This is a genomic window from Pseudomonas sp. 2, from assembly GCF_056627435.1.
Map to the genome: position 1 here is coordinate 257723 of NZ_JBWXNG010000002.1, position 17773 is coordinate 275495.

A 17773-nucleotide genomic window follows, 5' to 3' on the forward strand; every position below is an offset into this window, starting at 1 on the left:
TTCAATGCTATCGACCGCAACTATTGAAACCTGAGCAAGGCTGCCCCATCTAAGCCTCAACTCCATTTATGCAGGTGCCCCATGAGCGACCAGCAAAGCGACTCGATCCACTCCTCTGACGACGTCGATCACGAGCACGAAATTCTTCATTCGGACAGCAAGAGCCTGGCCCTGCCCGGCCAGACGCTGCCGGACCAGGTCTACATCATCCCGATCCACAACCGCCCGTTCTTCCCGGCGCAGGTGCTGCCGGTTATCGTCAACGAAGAGCCCTGGGCCGAAACCCTGGAGCTGGTGAGCAAATCCGATCACCACTCCCTGGCGCTGTTCTTCATGGACACGCCACCGGAAGATCCGCGTCATTTCGACACCAAGGCGCTGCCCGAGTACGGCACACTGGTCAAGGTGCACCACGCCAGCCGCGAGAACGGCAAGCTGCAATTCGTCGCCCAGGGCCTGAGCCGCGTGCGCATCAAGACCTGGCTCAAGCACCACCGCCCGCCGTTTCTGGTGGAAGTCGAATACCCGCACCAGCCCAACGAGCCCACCGACGAGGTGAAGGCCTACGGCATGGCGCTGATCAACGCGATCAAGGAGCTGCTGCCGCTCAACCCGCTGTACAGCGAGGAGCTGAAGAACTACCTCAACCGCTTCAGCCCCAACGATCCTTCGCCACTGACCGACTTCGCCGCAGCCCTGACCTCCGCCACCGGCGTTGAGCTGCAGGAAGTGCTCGACTGCGTGCCGGTGCTCAAGCGCATGGAAAAAGTGCTGCCGATGCTGCGCAAGGAAGTCGAGGTCGCACGGCTGCAGAAGGAAATTTCCGCCGAGGTGAACCGCAAGATCGGCGAGCACCAGCGCGAGTTTTTCCTCAAGGAACAGCTCAAGGTCATCCAGCAGGAGCTGGGCCTGACCAAGGACGACCGCAGCGCCGACATCGAGCAGTTCGAGCAGCGTCTGGAAGGCAAGGACGTCCCGGCGCAGGTGCGCAAGCGCCTCGATGAAGAAATGAACAAGCTGTCGATCCTGGAAACCGGCTCGCCGGAATACGCGGTCACCCGCAATTACCTCGACTGGGCCACTTCCGTGCCGTGGGGCGTGTATGGCGAGGACAAGCTCGACCTGAAGCACGCGCGCAAGGTACTCGATAAACACCATGCGGGCCTGGACGACATCAAGGACCGGATCCTGGAGTTCCTCGCGGTCGGCGCCTACAAGGGCGAAATCAGCGGCTCGATCGTGCTGCTGGTCGGCCCGCCGGGCGTGGGCAAGACCAGCGTCGGCAAATCCATCGCCGAATCCCTCGGCCGGCCGTTCTATCGCTTCAGCGTCGGCGGCATGCGCGACGAGGCCGAAATCAAGGGCCATCGCCGCACCTACATCGGCGCCCAGCCGGGCAAGCTGGTGCAGGCACTCAAGGACATGGAAGTGATGAACCCGGTCATCATGCTCGACGAGATCGACAAGATGGGCCAGAGCTACCAGGGCGACCCGGCGTCCGCGCTGCTGGAAACCCTGGATCCGGAACAGAACGTCGAGTTCCTCGATCACTATCTGGACCTGCGCATGGATCTGTCCAAGGTCCTGTTCGTCTGCACCGCCAACACCCTGGATTCGATCCCCGGCCCGCTGCTGGACCGCATGGAAGTCATTCGCCTGTCCGGCTACATCACCGAAGAGAAAGTCGCCATCGCCAAGCGTCATCTGTGGCCCAAGCTGCTGGAAAAGGCCGGTGTCTCCAAGGGCAGCCTGAGCATCAGCGACAGCGCCTTGAAGGCGCTGGTCGATGGCTACGCGCGGGAAGCCGGGGTGCGCCAGCTGGAGAAACAGATGGGCAAGCTGGTGCGCAAAGCGGTGATGAAGCTGATCGACGAGCCTAAGGCCGTGATCAAGATCGGACCGAAAGATCTTGAGGCCTCGCTGGGCCACCCGGTTTTCCGCAACGAGCAAGTGCTGTCCGGCACCGGCGTGATCACGGGCCTGGCCTGGACCAGCATGGGCGGCGCGACCCTGCCGATCGAGGCCACGCGCATCCACACCCACAACCGCGGCTTCAAGCTGACCGGCCAGTTGGGCGATGTGATGAAAGAGTCTGCGGAAATCGCCTACAGCTACGTCAGCTCCAATCTGGCGAAGTTTGGCGGCGACAAGGGCTTCTTCGATGAGGCCTTCGTTCACCTGCATGTGCCCGAAGGCGCCACGCCAAAAGACGGCCCCAGCGCCGGCGTGACCATGGCCAGCGCCCTGCTCTCCCTGGCGCGCAACCAGGCGCCGAAGAAAGGCGTGGCCATGACCGGCGAGCTGACGCTGACCGGGCATGTGCTGCCGATCGGCGGCGTGCGCGAGAAAGTCATCGCGGCCAAACGGCAGAAGATCTTCGAGCTGATCCTGCCGGAAGCCAACCGGGGCAATTTCGAGGAACTGCCGGATTACCTCAAGGAAGGGTTGACCGTGCACTTCGCCAAGCGCTTTTCGGATGTGTCGAAGGTGTTGTTTTAACTTCCGACAACCTCGCTCCCACAGGTTAAATGCTTGATCTGTAGGAGCGAATTCATTCGCGAAAAATGGCCCAGACGACACATCTTTATCGTCTGATCCACCTTCGCGAATAAATTCGCTCCTACAGAATGCATTCACCGTCAACAAATCGTCGGATGCCCCAACTCTTCGGTTATGCTCGGCTCACGTTGCCCACGACCGGAGCCGTCATGACCCCAGCCCGCCTGCTCGTCCCCCTCAGCCTCGCCCTGCTGGCCGCCTGCGCCCAGCAACCGAAACAGATCGTGTCCCTGGAAGACCAGAAAGACTGCCCCATCACCCTCAAGACCGGCCAGACCCTGATGCTCATGCTGCCCAGCAACCCCACCACCGGGCACCGCTGGCTGATGAAGAATCCCGCGCCGTCGATGCTCAACGCCCTGGGTCCAGAGGTGTTCAACAGCCCGCAGGACATCGGCATGGTCGGCACCTCGGGGCAATCGGTTTGGCGCTATAAAGCAGCCAGCGCGGGCAGCGGCCATTTGATGATGGTCTATCAGCAGCCCTGGGCCCCGGAAGTCCGGCCCGAGCGCACGTTCGATTGTGCGATCACGGTCAATTGACTGAATCCAACGCCTCTCCGTAGCAGTCCGGCTTGCCGGCGACAGCGATCATCAGGACGCATTCGCCAGCAAACCGGCTCCCACAGGAAGGCGAACGATGAGATGAGGTTTCAGCATCGCGGCACATTTGGCTAAAATGCCGCACTTTTCGCCTCATCCTGTGGAAATGCCGTGAGCCAAGAACCCGACCGCATATTTGCCCAGCCGCTGGGCCAGGTGCCCGACTTCGCCTTCAACGAGGACGTGGTGCGGGTGTTCCCGGACATGATCAAGCGCTCGGTGCCCGGTTACCCGACCATCGTCGAGAACCTGGGCGTGCTCGCGGCACAGTTCGCCCAGCCCCACAGCGTGCTGTACGACCTGGGCAGCTCCTTGGGCGCCGTGACTCAGGCCCTGCGCCGACACGTGCGTACCGACGACTGCCGGGTGATCGCCATCGACAACTCTGCCGCCATGGTCGAGCGCTGCCGCGAATACCTCAACGCACAGGATTCGATGTTCCAGGAACTGCTACCAGTGGAAGTCATCGAGGGCGATATTCTGGCGCTGGACTTCCAGCCAGCCTCTGTCGTCGCGCTGAACTTCACCCTGCAATTCATTGCACCTGAACAGCGTCTGGAATTACTCAGCCGCATTCGCCAGTCGCTGCTGCCGGGCGGCGCGCTGATCCTCTCGGAAAAACTGCGCTTCGACGACAACGAAGAACACGCCCTGCTCACCGACCTGCACGTGGCCTTCAAACGTGCCAATGGCTACAGCGAACTGGAAATCGCCCAGAAGCGCAGCGCCATCGAAAACGTGATGAAGCCCGACAGCCTCGAACAGCACCGCGTACGCCTGCTGGCCGCCGGTTTCAGCAAAGTCGTGCCCTGGTTCCAGTGCCTCAATTTCGCCTCTCTGATTGCCCTGCCATGATCGATCTCGCTCCACTGGTCCGCCGTCTGGCGGGCACCCCGCTGTATATCTGGGCCCAGGGCCTGCAAGCGCAACTCGACGCGAAGATGGAAAAGGGCCATGGCGACCTGGAGCGCTGGCAAGGCGCGCTGAATGCCCTGCCCGCACTGACGCCGAGCCGGGTCGAACTCAAGGACGCGTTCCTGCTCGACAGCGATTGCGACGACGCCACTCGCGAGCAGACCCGCGCTGCGCTGATGGGTTTGTCGCCCTGGCGCAAGGGGCCGTTCGATGTGTTTGGCGTGCATGTCGACACCGAGTGGCGCTCGGACTGGAAATGGTCGCGGGTCTCGCCCCATCTGGATCTGGTGGGCAAGCGCGTGCTGGATGTGGGTTGCGGCAATGGCTACTACCAGTGGCGCATGCTCGGCGCCGGGGCCGACAGCGTGATCGGTGTGGACCCCAACTGGCTATTCTTCTGCCAGTTCCAGGCCATGCAGCGCTACCTGCCCGACCTGCCGGCGTGGCACCTGCCCTTCGCCCTGGAAGACCTGCCGGCGCGCTTGGAAGGCTTCGACACGGTGTTTTCCATGGGCGTGCTCTACCACCGTAAATCGCCAATCGATCACTTGCTGGCGCTCAAGGATTGCCTGGTCAAGGGCGGCGAGCTGGTGCTGGAAACCATGGTGGTCGAGGGCGATGTGCACCAGGTGCTGGTGCCGGAAGACCGCTACTCGCAGATGCGCAACGTCTGGTTCCTGCCGTCGGTCCCGGCGCTGGAGCTGTGGCTGCGCCGTGCCGGTTTCGTCGACGTGCGCTGCGTGGACGTCAGCACCACCACGGTCGAGGAACAACGCAGCACCGAGTGGATGAAGTATCAGTCCCTCGGCGACTTCCTCGACCCGAACGACCATAGCAAGACCATCGAAGGCCTGCCTGCGCCGCGGCGGGCGGTGATTGTTGGCCGAAAAGCCTGACCGCACCGCGTTTTGCCCCAATCTCTGCAACGCCGCAATTTACTGTGGGAGCCGGCTTGCTGGCGAATGCGGCGAATCAGGCGCCATCTGCGCTGCAGACCCACCGCAATCGCTGTAGGAGCGAATTCATTCGCGAAAAATGGTCCAGACGACAAACATTCATCGCCTGTCCCACCACTTCGCGAATAAATTCGCTCCTACAGGTCCGATTTACCGGTCAGGCCTTGGCGGCAGCCGCCAGAATCAACGCCTTCATCTCTGACACTGCCGACTTGAAGCCCACGAACAGCGCGTGAGCCACCAGCGCGTGGCCGATGTTCAGTTCGTTGATGCCCTTGATCGCCGCCACCGCTTCGACGTTGTGATAGTGCAGGCCGTGACCGGCGTTGACGATCAGGCCCTGTTTCAGGCCGAACGCCACACCATCGGCAATGCGCTTGAGTTCTTCGGCCACTTCGGTCGGGGTTTCGGCGTCGGCGTAACGGCCAGTGTGCAGTTCGATGGCCGGTGCGCCAACCCGGGCCGAAGCTTCGATCTGGCGCTCGTCGGCGTCGATGAACAGCGACACTTCGCTACCAATCGCCGACAGCCGCTCGACCGCCGCCTTGATCCGCGCCTCCTGACCGGCGACATCCAGACCGCCTTCGGTGGTCAGCTCCTGCCGGGTTTCCGGAACCAGGCAGATGTGCGCCGGACGGATGCGCTCGGCGAACGCCATCATTTCTTCAGTGACGCCCATTTCGAAGTTCATGCGCGTCTGCAGCACGTCCTTGAGCAGCAGCACGTCGCGCTCCTGGATGTGGCGACGGTCCTCACGCAGGTGCACGGTGATGCCATCGGCGCCTGCTTCTTCGGCGTCCAGCGCGGCCTTGACCGGGTCGGGATAACGGGTGCCACGGGCCTGACGCAGAGTGGCGACGTGGTCGATGTTCACGCCGAGCAGGATGCGAGTGCTGTGGGTCACGGGAATCTCCTGAAAACTTGATCTGGCCAGGCGATCGGCGCCCGGCGAGCGATTGCGGTGAATGACAGGTTAAGGCTTGCGAAACAGTTCACGGCTGACAAGCGGCTTGCCACCCAGATGCACCGCCAACGCCTGGCGCATCAGGCGCTTGGCCGCCGACAGCGCGCCGGGCGCGGTCCAGTCGGCCTCGGCCATGGCCAGAAGCTCTGCGCCCTGAAACAGGCCGGGCTGCAACAGATACACCCGTTCAAGGCCGGCGTCCACCTGCAGACGGTACATGCCGTCAGCGGCCAGCGGATCGCCATTGACGTCCGCGTCGAGGGCGAAACCGTATCCCAGATCGTCCAGCAGGCGCCACTCGAACGAACGCAGCAAAGGCTCCAGCGGACGCCCTTCGGCGAGCGCGGACAGGGTCGCTGCGTAATGTTCGAACACGCCGGGGTGGGGATCTTCGGCCGGCAGCAGGCGAATCAGCAGTTCATTCAGATAGAGGCCGCTGAACAGCGCCTCGCCTTCCAGCCAGGCGGCAATCCCGGCGCCTTCCATGCGCCCGACGTTCTTCAACTCGCCCCGGCCGCGAAACTCGACGTCCAGCGGCACGAACGGCCGGGCCAGGGAACCGGCTTTGCCCTTGGCACTGCGCAGCACGGCGCGCAGGCGGCCTTGTGGCGTGATGAAGTCGACCAGCGCGCTGTTTTCGCGGTAGGGCCGGGAGTGCAGGACGTAGGCCGGCTGGCTGACGGGAGGGGTTTGGGACATGCACTTCTCGATGAAGGAACACAGACTCACGATAAATCTGAAACAACTGTGGGAGCGAGCTTGCTCGCGAAAGCGGTGTGTCAGTCAACATTGCTGCTGAATGTTACACCCTCTTCGCGAGCAAGCTCGCTCCCACAAGAAATCGCATCTGCGTGGGGGCGGTTTACAGATCGCCGTAACCCAGCGAACGCAGCGCTCGCTCGTCATCGGACCAGCCGCCCTTGACCTTCACCCACAGGTTGAGCATGACCTTGGAGTCGAACAGCACTTCCATGTCACGGCGCGCGTCGGAACCGATGCGTTTGATGCGCTCGCCCTTGTCGCCAATGATGATTTTCTTCTGGCCGTCACGCTCGACGAGGATCAGCGCATGGATGTGCAGGGTCTTGCCCTGCTGCTTGAACTCTTCGATCTCGACCGTGATCTGGTACGGCAGCTCCGCACCCAGCTGGCGCATGATCTTCTCGCGCACCAGCTCAGCGGCCAGGAAGCGGCTGCTGCGGTCGGTGATCTGGTCTTCCGGGAAGAAGTGATCGTTTTCCGGCAGCTGCTCGGCGATGACTTTTTCCAGCGCGTCGAGATTATGGCCCTGCTGCGCGGAAATCGGGATGATCTGGGCGTTGGGCAGCTGCTCCTGCAACCAGGCCAGGTGCGGCATCATGTCCGCCTTGTCCTCGATGCGGTCGGTCTTGTTCAGTGCCACGATCAGGGGGCCGGTCACGTACTGCACGCGCTCGAGCACCATCTGGTCCTCGTCGGTCCACTTGGTGCGGTCCACCACGAAAATCACCACGTCGACGTCTTTCAACGCCGCCGACGCGGTCTTGTTCATGTAGCGGTTGAGCGCCTTGTCGCTGCCCTTGTGCATGCCGGGGGTGTCGACGTAGATCGCCTGCACGCCGCCTTCGGTCTTGATGCCCAGCATGTTGTGGCGGGTGGTCTGCGGCTTGCGCGAGGTGATCGCCAGCTTCTGGCCGAGAATGTGGTTGAGCAGCGTCGACTTGCCCACGTTTGGCCGGCCGACGATGGCGACATAGCCACAGCGTGTTGCAGTTGTATCAGTCATTGCCATTCTCCACACCCAGGGCGATCAGTGCAGAGGCCGCGGCTACCTGTTCGGCAATGCGGCGGCTGACACCCTGTCCCCGGCTTTTTTCGTTCAATAAGGTGACTTCGCATTCGACGAAGAAGGTTCGGCAATGCGGCTCGCCCTGAATGTCCACCACTTCGTAGCGCGGCAGTTCACAGGCGCGGGACTGCAGAAACTCCTGCAGCCGGGTTTTCGGATCTTTGTTGGTGTCGACCAGCGTCAGGCTGTCGAACTCGCTGGTCAGCCAGGCCAGCACGCGATCGCGGGCCGTTTCCATGTCCGAATCCAGGTAGATCGCGCCGATCAGCGCTTCCAGGGCATCGGCCAGAATCGACTCGCGACGGAAACCGCCGCTTTTCAACTCGCCCGAGCCCAGGCGCAGGTATTCGCCCAGATCGAAGCCGCGGGCCAGCAGGGCCAGGGTCTCACCCTTCACCAGACGGGCACGCAGGCGCGACAGTTGACCTTCGCGGGCCTGGGGAAAACGCTCGAACAGCGCCTCGCCGGCGACGAAGTTGAGAATGGCATCACCGAGAAACTCCAGACGCTCGTTGTTGCGTCCGGCGAAACTGCGGTGGGTCAGGGCCAGAACCATCAGTTCCTGGTCCTTGAAGCTATAGCCGAGCTGACGCTCCAGGCGACTCAATGACACGCTCACGGTTTACCCACGCTGAATTCGTGGTCGAACTTGACCACCAGATCGATGTTCTGGATCAGTGGTTCACGTTTTTCATAGTTCAAATGGGCGAGGAACCTGTTGTTCTCCGTCGTCACGCTTAACGCCTTGTTCAAATCCAAATCCCGAATGTTATTGACCTGCATGCCTTTGGCGACATAGTCGCGAAAATCGCTGCTGTTACTGATTTCCGCCGTTTTGTCAGTGCCCGCGGCTTCGATGATTTTCTTCATCGACATGTAATCGAGGTAATGCGGCACCAGCTTGGCTGCGGTACTTGCTGCAAATGCAAGGACGGCCAGCAATACCAGCCACCCAATGAACGACAAGCCTTTTTGCGAACCGGCGGATGTCATGTGTGCCCTCAAGAATAGTCTGTCCGTGAAGCGTGAAAGCTTAGACCGCCGAAATGACATACGGCGCTGTGTGATACAGCGCCGCATCGATTACTTGATCAGCCCGACTCGCGAGAAGTTCGGCAAGTGGCTCAGCTTCGGCTCCGGCCAGCTCATCCACACGGCAAAGGCCTTGCCGACGATGTTGCGGTCGGGGACCATGCCCAGCTCTTCCTTGGGAATGTTGGGGTCATCCCAGTAGCGGCTGTCGTTGGAGTTGTCGCGGTTGTCGCCCATCATGAAGTAGTGGCCGGCCGGCACCTTCCATTCATGGTCAGGCGGCGCGCGGTAGCGGCTCATTTCCTGACGGATCTGGTGCTCGACCTCGCCCAGCTTCTCGTTGTACAGCTCGGCGCTGCCCAATGTTCCGGGCTCCGAACCGATCAACTGCTTGGCCACCAGTTGCCCGTTGACGAACAGCTGCTTGTCGTTGGTGTAGCGCACGGTATCGCCCGGCAGACCTACGACGCGCTTGATGTAGTTGACGTTCGGATCGCTTGGATAGCGGAACACCATCACATCGCCGCGCTGCGGATCGCCCACCGGGATGACCTTCATGTCGATCACCGGCAGACGGATGCCGTAGGAGAACTTGTTGACCAGGATGAAATCACCCACATCCAGCGTCGGTTTCATCGACCCCGAAGGGATCTGGAACGGCTCGACCAGGAACGAACGCAGCACCAGCACGATGAACAGAACCGGGAAGAACGACTTGCCGTATTCAACCAGCAGCGGTTCCTTGTTCAGTTGCTCGACGACAGCCACATCAGGCTGGCTGACGCTGCCCTGATAATTAGCGATCGCCGTGCGCCGACGCGGCGCCAGCACGATCAGATCGATCAGGGCCAGCAGACCGCAGACAAAAACGGCGATGACCAACAACAGCGGGAAATTTAGAGACATAGGGCCTGATTATTCCAACCTGAGCACTGCAAGGAAGGCTTCCTGTGGAATTTCCACGTTGCCGACCTGCTTCATGCGTTTCTTACCGGCCTTCTGCTTCTCGAGCAGCTTTTTCTTACGGCTTACGTCACCGCCGTAACATTTGGCCAGTACGTTCTTTCTGAGCGCCTTGACGGTTGTACGCGCAACGATCTGGCCGCCGATGGCAGCCTGGATGGCCACGTCGAACATCTGACGAGGAATCAGTTCTTTCATCTTTTCCGTCAACGCACGGCCTTTGTAGGCCGCGTTGTCGCGGTGCACGATCAACGCCAGGGCGTCGACCTTGTCACCGTTGATCAGGACATCGAGCTTGACCAGATTCGCCGATTGATAACGGTCGAAATGATAGTCCAGCGACGCGTAACCGCGACTGGTGGACTTCAGGCGGTCGAAGAAGTCCAGCACCACTTCGTTCATCGGCAGGTCGTAGGTCACCTGGACCTGGCTGCCGAGGAACAGCATGTCGTGCTGCACCCCGCGCTTCTCGATGCACAGCGTGATGACGTTACCCAGGTGCTCTTGAGGCACAAGGATGGTCGCCCGCACGATCGGCTCGCGCATGTCTTCGATGGTCGACAGGTCCGGCAGCTTCGACGGGTTGTCGACGTAAATGGTTTCACCGGTCTTGAGCAGCAGCTCGAAGATTACCGTCGGCGCGGTGGTGATCAGGTCCAGGTCGTACTCGCGCTCCAGGCGCTCCTGGATGATCTCCATGTGCAGCATGCCCAGGAAGCCGCAACGGAAGCCGAAGCCCAGTGCGTCGGAGCTTTCCGGCAGGTATTGCAGCGACGAGTCGTTGAGCGTCAGCTTGGCCAGCGCATCGCGGAAGTCTTCGAAGTCATCGGAGCTGACCGGGAACAGACCGGCGTAGACCTGCGGCTGGATCTTCTTGAAGCCTGGCAGCACTTCGACTTCAGGGGTCGACGACAGGGTCAGGGTGTCACCCACCGGGGCACCGTGAATGTCCTTGATGCTGGCGATGATGAAGCCCACTTCGCCTGCTTTCAGGTCCGCGGTTGCGGTGTGCTTGGGGTTGAACACGCCGACGCTGTCGACCAGGTGGACCTTGCCGGTGGACTTGACCAGGATCTTGTCGCCCTTCTTGACGCGGCCATGACGCACGCGCACCAAGGAGACGACACCCAGGTAGTTGTCGAACCAGGAGTCGATGATCAGCGCCTGCAGGGGCGCGTCGATCTCGCCGGTCGGCGCCGGGATGGTCTGGACCAGACGCTCCAGCACCTCGTCCACGCCCATGCCGCTCTTGGCGCTGCACGCCACGGCGTCGGTGGCATCGAGACCGATGACCTTCTCGATCTCGTCCTTGACGCGGTCCGGATCGGCCTGCGGCAGGTCCATCTTGTTCAGGACCGGCATGACTTCCAGACCCTGCTCGATGGCGGTGTAGCAGTTGGCGACGGACTGCGCCTCCACGCCCTGCCCCGCATCGACCACCAGCAGCGCGCCCTCGCAGGCGGCCAGCGAACGGCTGACTTCGTAGGTGAAGTCAACGTGGCCGGGGGTGTCGATGAAGTTCAGCTGGTAGGTCTTGCCGTCCTGCGCCTTGTAATACAGGGTGACGCTGTGGGCCTTGATCGTGATCCCGCGCTCGCGCTCCAGATCCATGGAATCCAGCACCTGGGCTTCCATCTCGCGCTCGGACAGGCCGCCGCACATCTGGATGAACCGGTCAGCCAGCGTCGACTTGCCATGGTCAATGTGGGCGATGATGGAGAAATTGCGGATATGACTCAAATCACTCACGGATCAACACTCGAAAAATATTGCAGGCAGACTGCCCGCCGAAAATAGCCGGGAATTGTACCTGAAGGAACGCTTTGGCGTCACTGCACACGTGCAGTCGGAAAATTGCGCACCCGCCAGGTACAAAAAAGGAGCGGGAATACCGCTCCTTTTCCCTCATGGCTGATTATTCGGCCAGTTTGAAGGTGATGAAGGTGGCGCGCCCTTGACGCAGCACCCGCATCGACACCGAACGGTTCTTCGGCAGGCCTTTGGCCACTTCTGTGAACTGCTTGGCATTGCTGATCGCTTGATTGTTCAGGTGAGTGATCACATCGCCGGTCTGCAGGCCGATCATCGAGGCCGGACCGTCCTGGACGTCCTTGATCACCACGCCGCCTTTGAGGTCCAACGACTTCTGCTGTTCGGCGGTGAGGTCAGTGACCGACACGCCCAGGCGGTTGCTGCTGCGTTCGACGCCCGCATCGGCACCGGCCATTTCCTCGCCTTCGGCCGGCAGAGCACCGACGGTCACGGTGACTTTCTGGCGTTTGCCGTCACGGATCACGTCCAGTTCGGCCTTGCTGCCTTCCTTTAGGTTGCCAATCAGGTGCGGCAGGTCAGCCGACATCACGATTGGCGTGCCGTTGGCACTGAGGATCACGTCGCCGACCTGCAAGCCGCCTTTGGCCGCTGGGCCGTCTTCAAGCACCTGCGCCACCAGCGCACCGGCCGGTTTGTCCAGGCCGAACGACTCGGCCAGATCCTTGTTCACTTCCTGAATCACGACACCCAGCCAGCCGCGATTGACCTTGCCGTTGGCCTTGAGCTGGTTGGCAACGTCCATCGCCACGTCGATCGGAATGGCGAACGACAGGCCCATGAAGCCGCCGGAACGGGTGAAGATCTGCGAGTTGATGCCCACGACTTCGCCGGCCATGTTGAACAGCGGACCACCGGAGTTGCCCGGGTTGATGGCCACGTCAGTCTGGATGAACGGCACATAGGTGTCGTTCGGCAGGCTGCGACCCTTGGCGCTGACGATACCTTTGGTCACCGAGTGGTCGAAACCGAACGGCGAACCGATGGCCAGTACCCACTCACCGACTTTCAGCTTGTCGGAGTTGCCCAGCTTGACGGTGGGCAAGTCCTTGCCGTCGATCTTCAGGACCGCGACGTCGGTGCGCGGATCGGTGCCGATCAGCTTGGCTTTCATTTCGCTGCGGTCGGACAGGCGCACCAGAATCTCGTCGGCGCCGTCGATCACGTGGTTGTTGGTCAGGATGAAGCCATCTGCGGAAATGATGAAGCCCGAACCCAGCGACTGCGCCTCACGCTGGCGATCACCCTTGCCGGGCGAACGCGAGCCTGGCGGCATGCTGCGCTCGAGGAACTCGCGAAGCATCGGCGGCAGGCCTTCGAGATCAGGCATCTGCCCCTGGGCGACCGAACGGTCCGGCAGCTTCTGGCGCGTACTGATGTTCACGACGGCAGGCGAGGCCTGCTCCACCAGCGTGGTGAAGTCAGGCAGGTTCTCTGCCTGGGCGGTGAGGACCTGCCCGAGCATGAGCACGGCGGCCATCCAGGACAGGTAGGTTTTCAAGCGTGGTATCGACATACGGCTCCCGTTCACAACGAGCATGGTTAAGCGGTACGAACCGACGGGTTCGAGGAGCATTTGCACAGAGCAGTCTTGCGCAGTGCTCGGCCCTCGGCCAGTTTTACGTTCAAAAGGTTATGCGAGCGTTAAAACAGACAAAGGCCAGAGCGTTGAGGCTGTGACCTATAGAAAAAAAAGAGTGGGTTTGCAACCGGCAAAGCTGACCAAACATTTCGGCATCTCGTGCAGAGCCCGCCGTTGCGGGGCCACAGACCTGAAACGCCCACCATGAAACCTTTTTCATGGTGGGCGTTTCAGAGGTTTCGCGGGTTACTTCTTGGCGGCGGCACCCGGTGCGGCATCGCCATTGCGCATGGACAGCGCGATGCGTTCGGCCGTACCGATCGGGATCTCGCCGACGACCGTGACCATGGCGTCGCCCTTGGGCGTGGTCAGGCGGCGGGAAACGGCAACGGTCGGGCCCAGTTGCGTGCGAATGTCGGTGACCGCTGCGCCGCTCACCGGCTCGATGAACACCGAGAAGCGCGCCAGACCGTCGTCATACATGAGGCTGGTGACCAGCGCCTTGGAGTCCGGGTCCTTGCGCGCGGCGGCGCTGCTGAGCTCGAAGCCTGGCGGCAGCCAGTCCGAGTGCCAGGCGACTGGCGGCTTCTGCGCGTCGGGCTTGGCCTTGGCCACCTCGACCGGCTTGCAATCACCACTGGGCTGGAGCATCTGATCGGTTGGCTGCTCGGTATTGAGCTCGGTGAACTGGAAACGCTCGAGCAATTGCCCTTTGTCGCTGAGCAGCAGCGACTTGAGTGGCAGCCCGGTGTCCTTGTCCAGATGCAGTTCGATACCGAAACGATGCTGATCGCGCGGGGTCAGGGTCACGACCACCGCCGGGCGCCCGGCCACCCGAGAGTCACCGGCGACCTTGATGTCGTACCAGGACGAGAGCTTGGCCGCATCGAAGGCATGAGCCGGGGAGTCCGGAATGTTCGACACGCCCGCCACCAGGGTACCGCTGACGCATTGGGTCACCCCGTCGACGCGCAGTACTTCCTGGGCGGAACCATCGAGCTGGAGCAGATGCTCACGGACCTTGCCGTCGGCGACGCGATGCCAGATCCGGTGCGTGGAGAAACTTCCATTGCGCTCGTAGACGAACGTGCCCTGGAAGCTTTGCTGCTGCTCTGCCTGCGCAAGACGCTTGAGTTGGTCTTGCGCGTCATCGGCATGAGCTGGAAGGACCAGCCATCCACCAAGCAGAAGCGGCAATAGACGGATGGCGCGCATGATCCTCCTTAACGGTTTTCCAGGCTGGCGGCACGTGCGTAAGGCAGGGCACTCTCAGTGCCTTTCAACGCGGCTTGTTGAGCGTGCTGGCGCAGGTAGCCCGGCAGACGCTGGTCATGCCAGCCGGCCTGGTTCTGCAGCACACCACTGGCCATCGGGCCTGGGGTCTGGTCGTTGCTCTCGGTGTAGCCGGCCAGAACCGCCGGGCCTTTTACCTGAGGCATGGCGATGTTGGCAGGTTGAGCCGATTGCTGAGCCAGTTGCGCACCGGCGATTTCATCCTGGTTGTACAGGCGCACACCGGCCAGTACGGCGACCGTCACCGACGCGGCTACAGCCAGACGACCTAGCGTGCGCCAAGGACCACGACCGGCCTTGAGCGGGCTGACTTCGTCGGCGATTGCGGCGGATACAGCGGCCGAGATGTCCAGATGAGGCATCAACAGCTCTTTGTGCATCGCTGCACGAGCAATCTGATAACGCGACCACGTGGCCCGTGTATCCGCATCGTCGATGGCGTTGAGCACTCGACGTAATTCCAATTCGTCCGCTTCGTTATCCATCACCGCGGACAGCGATTCCTGCAGGGCTTCACGACTCATGGCGGTTCCTCTCATATGGCTATCGCCGCTGTCTCAGGTTTCCTGCAACAAAGGCTGCAGGGCTTTATCAATGGCTTCCCGAGCGCGGAAGATGCGAGAGCGCACGGTACCAACCGGACATTGCATAACGCTCGCAATGTCTTCGTAACTCAGACCGTCAAACTCACGCAAAGTTAGAGCTGTACGCAAATCTTCTGGCAGTAGCTGGATGGTCCGATGGACGGTGCCCTCGATCTCATCCCTCAACAATGCACGTTCCGGCGACTCGATGTCCTTGAGGCCATGATCGCCGTCGTAGAACTCCGCGTCTTCAGATCTGACATCGCTGTCCGGCGGCCGCCGACCTCGCGACACCAGATAGTTTTTCGCCGTGTTGATGGCGATGCGGTACAACCACGTATAAAACGCACTGTCGCCGCGGAAGTTCCCAAGTGCACGGTAAGCCTTGATAAAAGCCTCTTGCGCGACATCCTGGGCTTCATGGGTGTCGTGGACGAATCTCACGATCAACCCAAGAATCTTGTGCTGATATTTCACCACTAGCAGATCAAAGGCTCGCTTGTCGCCGCGCTGTACGCGTTCGACCAGTTGCTGATCCTCTTCCTGGGTTAGCATGAACACTCCTCATAGAGCTCAAAGGAGTGTTGCAGAGGCTGGTTCGCAGGCTTGCAAACATAGACTCGGGCTTTGCGCAAAAGTTCTCCCCCCTTCAAGCAAGTTTCCGGCGAGCGTCGGTGGCCCGCACGAAAAACGCAGCTCGAACCAGGTCGGCTGCGTGAATAATCTTGTCGTCGAAAGCGCTTGCGCGGATGGTTGGGCCACCCTCGAAGAGCACCGACGCTGTCCCTTTATCGGCAACCCTCTATTGAACGTGGGGCTTTATGAAAAGTTCCCACTTTTTGTTCCAGAGCGTTCAAGGCATACCGTTGCGCCAGACGGATCCAATCCGGTCATGAGTGCCTGATCGAATTAGCCCGCCAGACGGTATGCACAACACCGCGCAGTAGCGCACAATCCGCTCCCGCTGCGATTCACAATTGCCATAAAATCCCGGCCATTGTGCCGTCAGCGCTTCGTACATTACTAGTGGCCATTTAGAAGCCGAGATAACAATGAGTCGACACTTTCAACATGACGTACTGGTCATCGGTAGCGGCGCTGCCGGTCTGAGCCTGGCCCTGACCCTCCCCGCCCACCTGCGCATCGCGGTACTGAGCAAGGGTGATCTGGCCAACGGTTCGACCTTCTGGGCCCAGGGCGGCGTGGCGGCCGTGCTGGACAACGCCGACACCGTGCAGTCTCACGTTGAAGACACGCTCAACGCCGGCGGCGGGCTGTGCAATGAAGAGGCCGTCAGATTCACCGTCGAGCACAGCCGCGAGGCGATCCAGTGGCTGATAGACATGGGCGTGCCCTTTACCCGCGACGACACCTCGGCGGTGGTGGATGGTGGTTTCGAATTTCACCTGACCCGCGAAGGCGGCCACAGCCACCGGCGCATCATTCATGCCGCCGATGCCACGGGGGCGGCGATTTTCCGCACCTTGCTGGCCCAGGCCAAATCACGGCCGAACATCGAACTGCTGGAACAGCGCGTGGCGGTCGACCTGATCACCGAGCGCCGCCTGGGCCTGGACGGCCAGCGCTGCCTGGGCGCCTATGTGCTCGATCGTTCCACGGGCGAAGTCGACACCCACAGTGCACGCTTCACCATTCTGGCGTCCGGAGGCGCGGCGAAGGTCTACCTTTATACCAGCAACCCGGATGGCGCCTGTGGCGACGGCATCGCCATGGCCTGGCGTGCGGGCTGCCGGGTAGGCAATCTGGAGTTCAACCAGTTCCACCCCACCTGCCTTTATCACCCGCAGGCCAAGAGCTTCCTGATCACCGAAGCGCTGCGTGGCGAAGGCGCCTATCTGAAGCTGCCCAATGGCGAGCGCTTCATGCAGCGCTTCGACCCGCGCGCCGAGCTGGCCCCGCGGGACATCGTTGCCCGCGCCATCGACCATGAAATGAAGCGTCTGGGCGTAGACTGCGTCTACCTGGACATCAGCCACAAGCCGGAAGAATTCGTCAAAACCCACTTCCCGACCGTTTACGAGCGCTGCCTGGAGTTCGGCATCGACATCACCCGCCAGCCGATTCCGGTGGTGCCTGCCGCGCATTACACCTGCGGCGGCGTGGTGGTCGACCAGCACGGCCACACCGACGTGCCCGGCCTGTACGCCATTGGCGAGACCAGCTTCACCGGCCTGCACGGCGCCAACCGCATGGCCAGTAACTCGCTGCTCGAATGCTTCGTTTACGCACGCTCGGCGGCCGCCGACATCGTCGCGCAACTGCCGCAGATCGCTCAGCCACAAGGCCTGCCCCAGTGGGACGCCAGCCAGGTGACCGACTCGGACGAAGACGTGATCATCGCCCACAACTGGGACGAGCTGCGTCGTTTCATGTGGGACTACGTCGGTATCGTGCGCACCAACAAGCGCCTGCAACGCGCCCAGCACCGGGTGCGCCTGCTGCTGGACGAGATCGACGAGTTCTACAGCAACTACAAGGTCAGCCGCGACCTGATCGAACTGCGCAACCTGGCCCAGGTGGCCGAGCTGATGATCGCCTCGGCCATGGCGCGCAAGGAGAGCCGCGGTCTGCACTACACGCTGGATTACCCGGACATGCTGCCCGAGGCGAAGGACACGATTCTCGGCCCGATCTGACGCCAGAC

General features: G+C 61.5%; 16 protein-coding genes. 5 read left to right on the forward strand and 11 right to left on the reverse strand.

What is annotated here, in order from left to right; all coding sequences use genetic code 11:
• The first annotated feature begins 81 nt into the window (after positions 1-81).
• The 4 genes from lon (at position 82) to cmoB (ending at position 4972) form a co-directional block, all read left to right on the forward strand.
• Entirely contained in the window at positions 82-2499 is a 2418-nt protein-coding gene (gene lon / locus AC1MEK_RS04175) for an endopeptidase La (protein WP_480395000.1), read from the forward strand.
• A gap of 209 nt (positions 2500-2708) precedes the next feature.
• Complete coding sequence (locus tag AC1MEK_RS04180; RefSeq protein ID WP_480395001.1) at positions 2709-3101, forward strand: protease inhibitor I42 family protein; 393 nt, start codon at positions 2709-2711, stop codon at positions 3099-3101.
• Between the two features lie 171 nt (positions 3102-3272).
• A complete protein-coding gene (gene cmoA, locus AC1MEK_RS04185) occupies positions 3273-4016 on the forward strand; it encodes a carboxy-S-adenosyl-L-methionine synthase CmoA (RefSeq protein ID WP_480395002.1) in 744 nt (247 codons plus the stop codon).
• Positions 4013-4972, forward strand: a complete 960-nt coding sequence (gene cmoB / locus AC1MEK_RS04190; protein WP_480395003.1) for a tRNA 5-methoxyuridine(34)/uridine 5-oxyacetic acid(34) synthase CmoB — start codon at positions 4013-4015, stop codon at positions 4970-4972. The genes cmoA and cmoB overlap by 4 nt, the downstream gene beginning before the upstream one ends.
• Before the next feature lie 217 nt (positions 4973-5189).
• On the opposite strand, the gene pdxJ is transcribed toward cmoB, so the two are convergent.
• The 11 genes from pdxJ to rpoE all read right to left on the reverse strand — a co-directional run bounded on the left by pdxJ (position 5190) and on the right by rpoE (position 15663).
• Complete coding sequence (pdxJ, locus tag AC1MEK_RS04195; RefSeq protein WP_480395004.1) at positions 5190-5936, reverse strand: pyridoxine 5'-phosphate synthase; 747 nt, start codon at positions 5934-5936, stop codon at positions 5190-5192.
• A gap of 69 nt (positions 5937-6005) precedes the next feature.
• Entirely contained in the window at positions 6006-6695 is a 690-nt protein-coding gene (gene recO, locus AC1MEK_RS04200) for a DNA repair protein RecO (RefSeq protein WP_480395005.1), read from the reverse strand.
• A 163-nt stretch (positions 6696-6858) separates the two neighbouring features.
• Complete coding sequence (gene era, locus AC1MEK_RS04205) at positions 6859-7761, reverse strand: GTPase Era (protein ID WP_480395006.1); 903 nt, start codon at positions 7759-7761, stop codon at positions 6859-6861.
• Positions 7754-8443 (reverse strand): ribonuclease III, encoded by a 690-nt coding sequence (gene rnc / locus AC1MEK_RS04210; RefSeq protein WP_480395007.1) that lies wholly within the window; start codon positions 8441-8443, stop codon positions 7754-7756. Before rnc ends, era begins: the two co-directional genes overlap by 8 nt.
• Positions 8440-8817 carry a DUF4845 domain-containing protein gene (locus AC1MEK_RS04215; RefSeq protein WP_480395008.1) on the reverse strand — a complete coding sequence of 126 codons (378 nt, stop codon included), beginning with the start codon at positions 8815-8817 and terminating at the stop codon, positions 8440-8442. Before AC1MEK_RS04215 ends, rnc begins: the two co-directional genes overlap by 4 nt.
• A 90-nt stretch (positions 8818-8907) precedes the next feature.
• Positions 8908-9762 (reverse strand): signal peptidase I, encoded by an 855-nt coding sequence (lepB, locus tag AC1MEK_RS04220; RefSeq protein ID WP_480395009.1) that lies wholly within the window; start codon positions 9760-9762, stop codon positions 8908-8910.
• A gap of 9 nt (positions 9763-9771) precedes the next feature.
• Complete coding sequence (gene lepA, locus AC1MEK_RS04225) at positions 9772-11568, reverse strand: translation elongation factor 4 (protein WP_480395010.1); 1797 nt, start codon at positions 11566-11568, stop codon at positions 9772-9774.
• 166 nt (positions 11569-11734) lie between these two features.
• Entirely contained in the window at positions 11735-13129 is a 1395-nt protein-coding gene (locus AC1MEK_RS04230; RefSeq protein ID WP_480395268.1) for a DegQ family serine endoprotease, read from the reverse strand.
• Between the two features lie 348 nt (positions 13130-13477).
• Positions 13478-14446, reverse strand: a complete 969-nt coding sequence (locus AC1MEK_RS04235) for a MucB/RseB C-terminal domain-containing protein (RefSeq protein ID WP_480395011.1) — start codon at positions 14444-14446, stop codon at positions 13478-13480.
• 8 nt (positions 14447-14454) lie between these two features.
• Entirely contained in the window at positions 14455-15048 is a 594-nt protein-coding gene (locus AC1MEK_RS04240) for an anti sigma-E factor RseA C-terminal domain-containing protein (protein WP_274135527.1), read from the reverse strand.
• A gap of 33 nt (positions 15049-15081) precedes the next feature.
• Positions 15082-15663 (reverse strand): RNA polymerase sigma factor RpoE/AlgU, encoded by a 582-nt coding sequence (gene rpoE, locus AC1MEK_RS04245; protein WP_037014368.1) that lies wholly within the window; start codon positions 15661-15663, stop codon positions 15082-15084.
• Between the two features lie 497 nt (positions 15664-16160).
• Here rpoE and nadB point away from each other — a divergent pair, with 497 nt between their 5' ends.
• The gene (gene nadB, locus AC1MEK_RS04250) at positions 16161-17765 is read left to right on the forward strand and encodes an L-aspartate oxidase (RefSeq protein WP_480395012.1); all 1605 of its coding nucleotides are present in this window, start codon (positions 16161-16163) and stop codon (positions 17763-17765) included.
• Positions 17766-17773 lie beyond the last annotated feature (8 nt).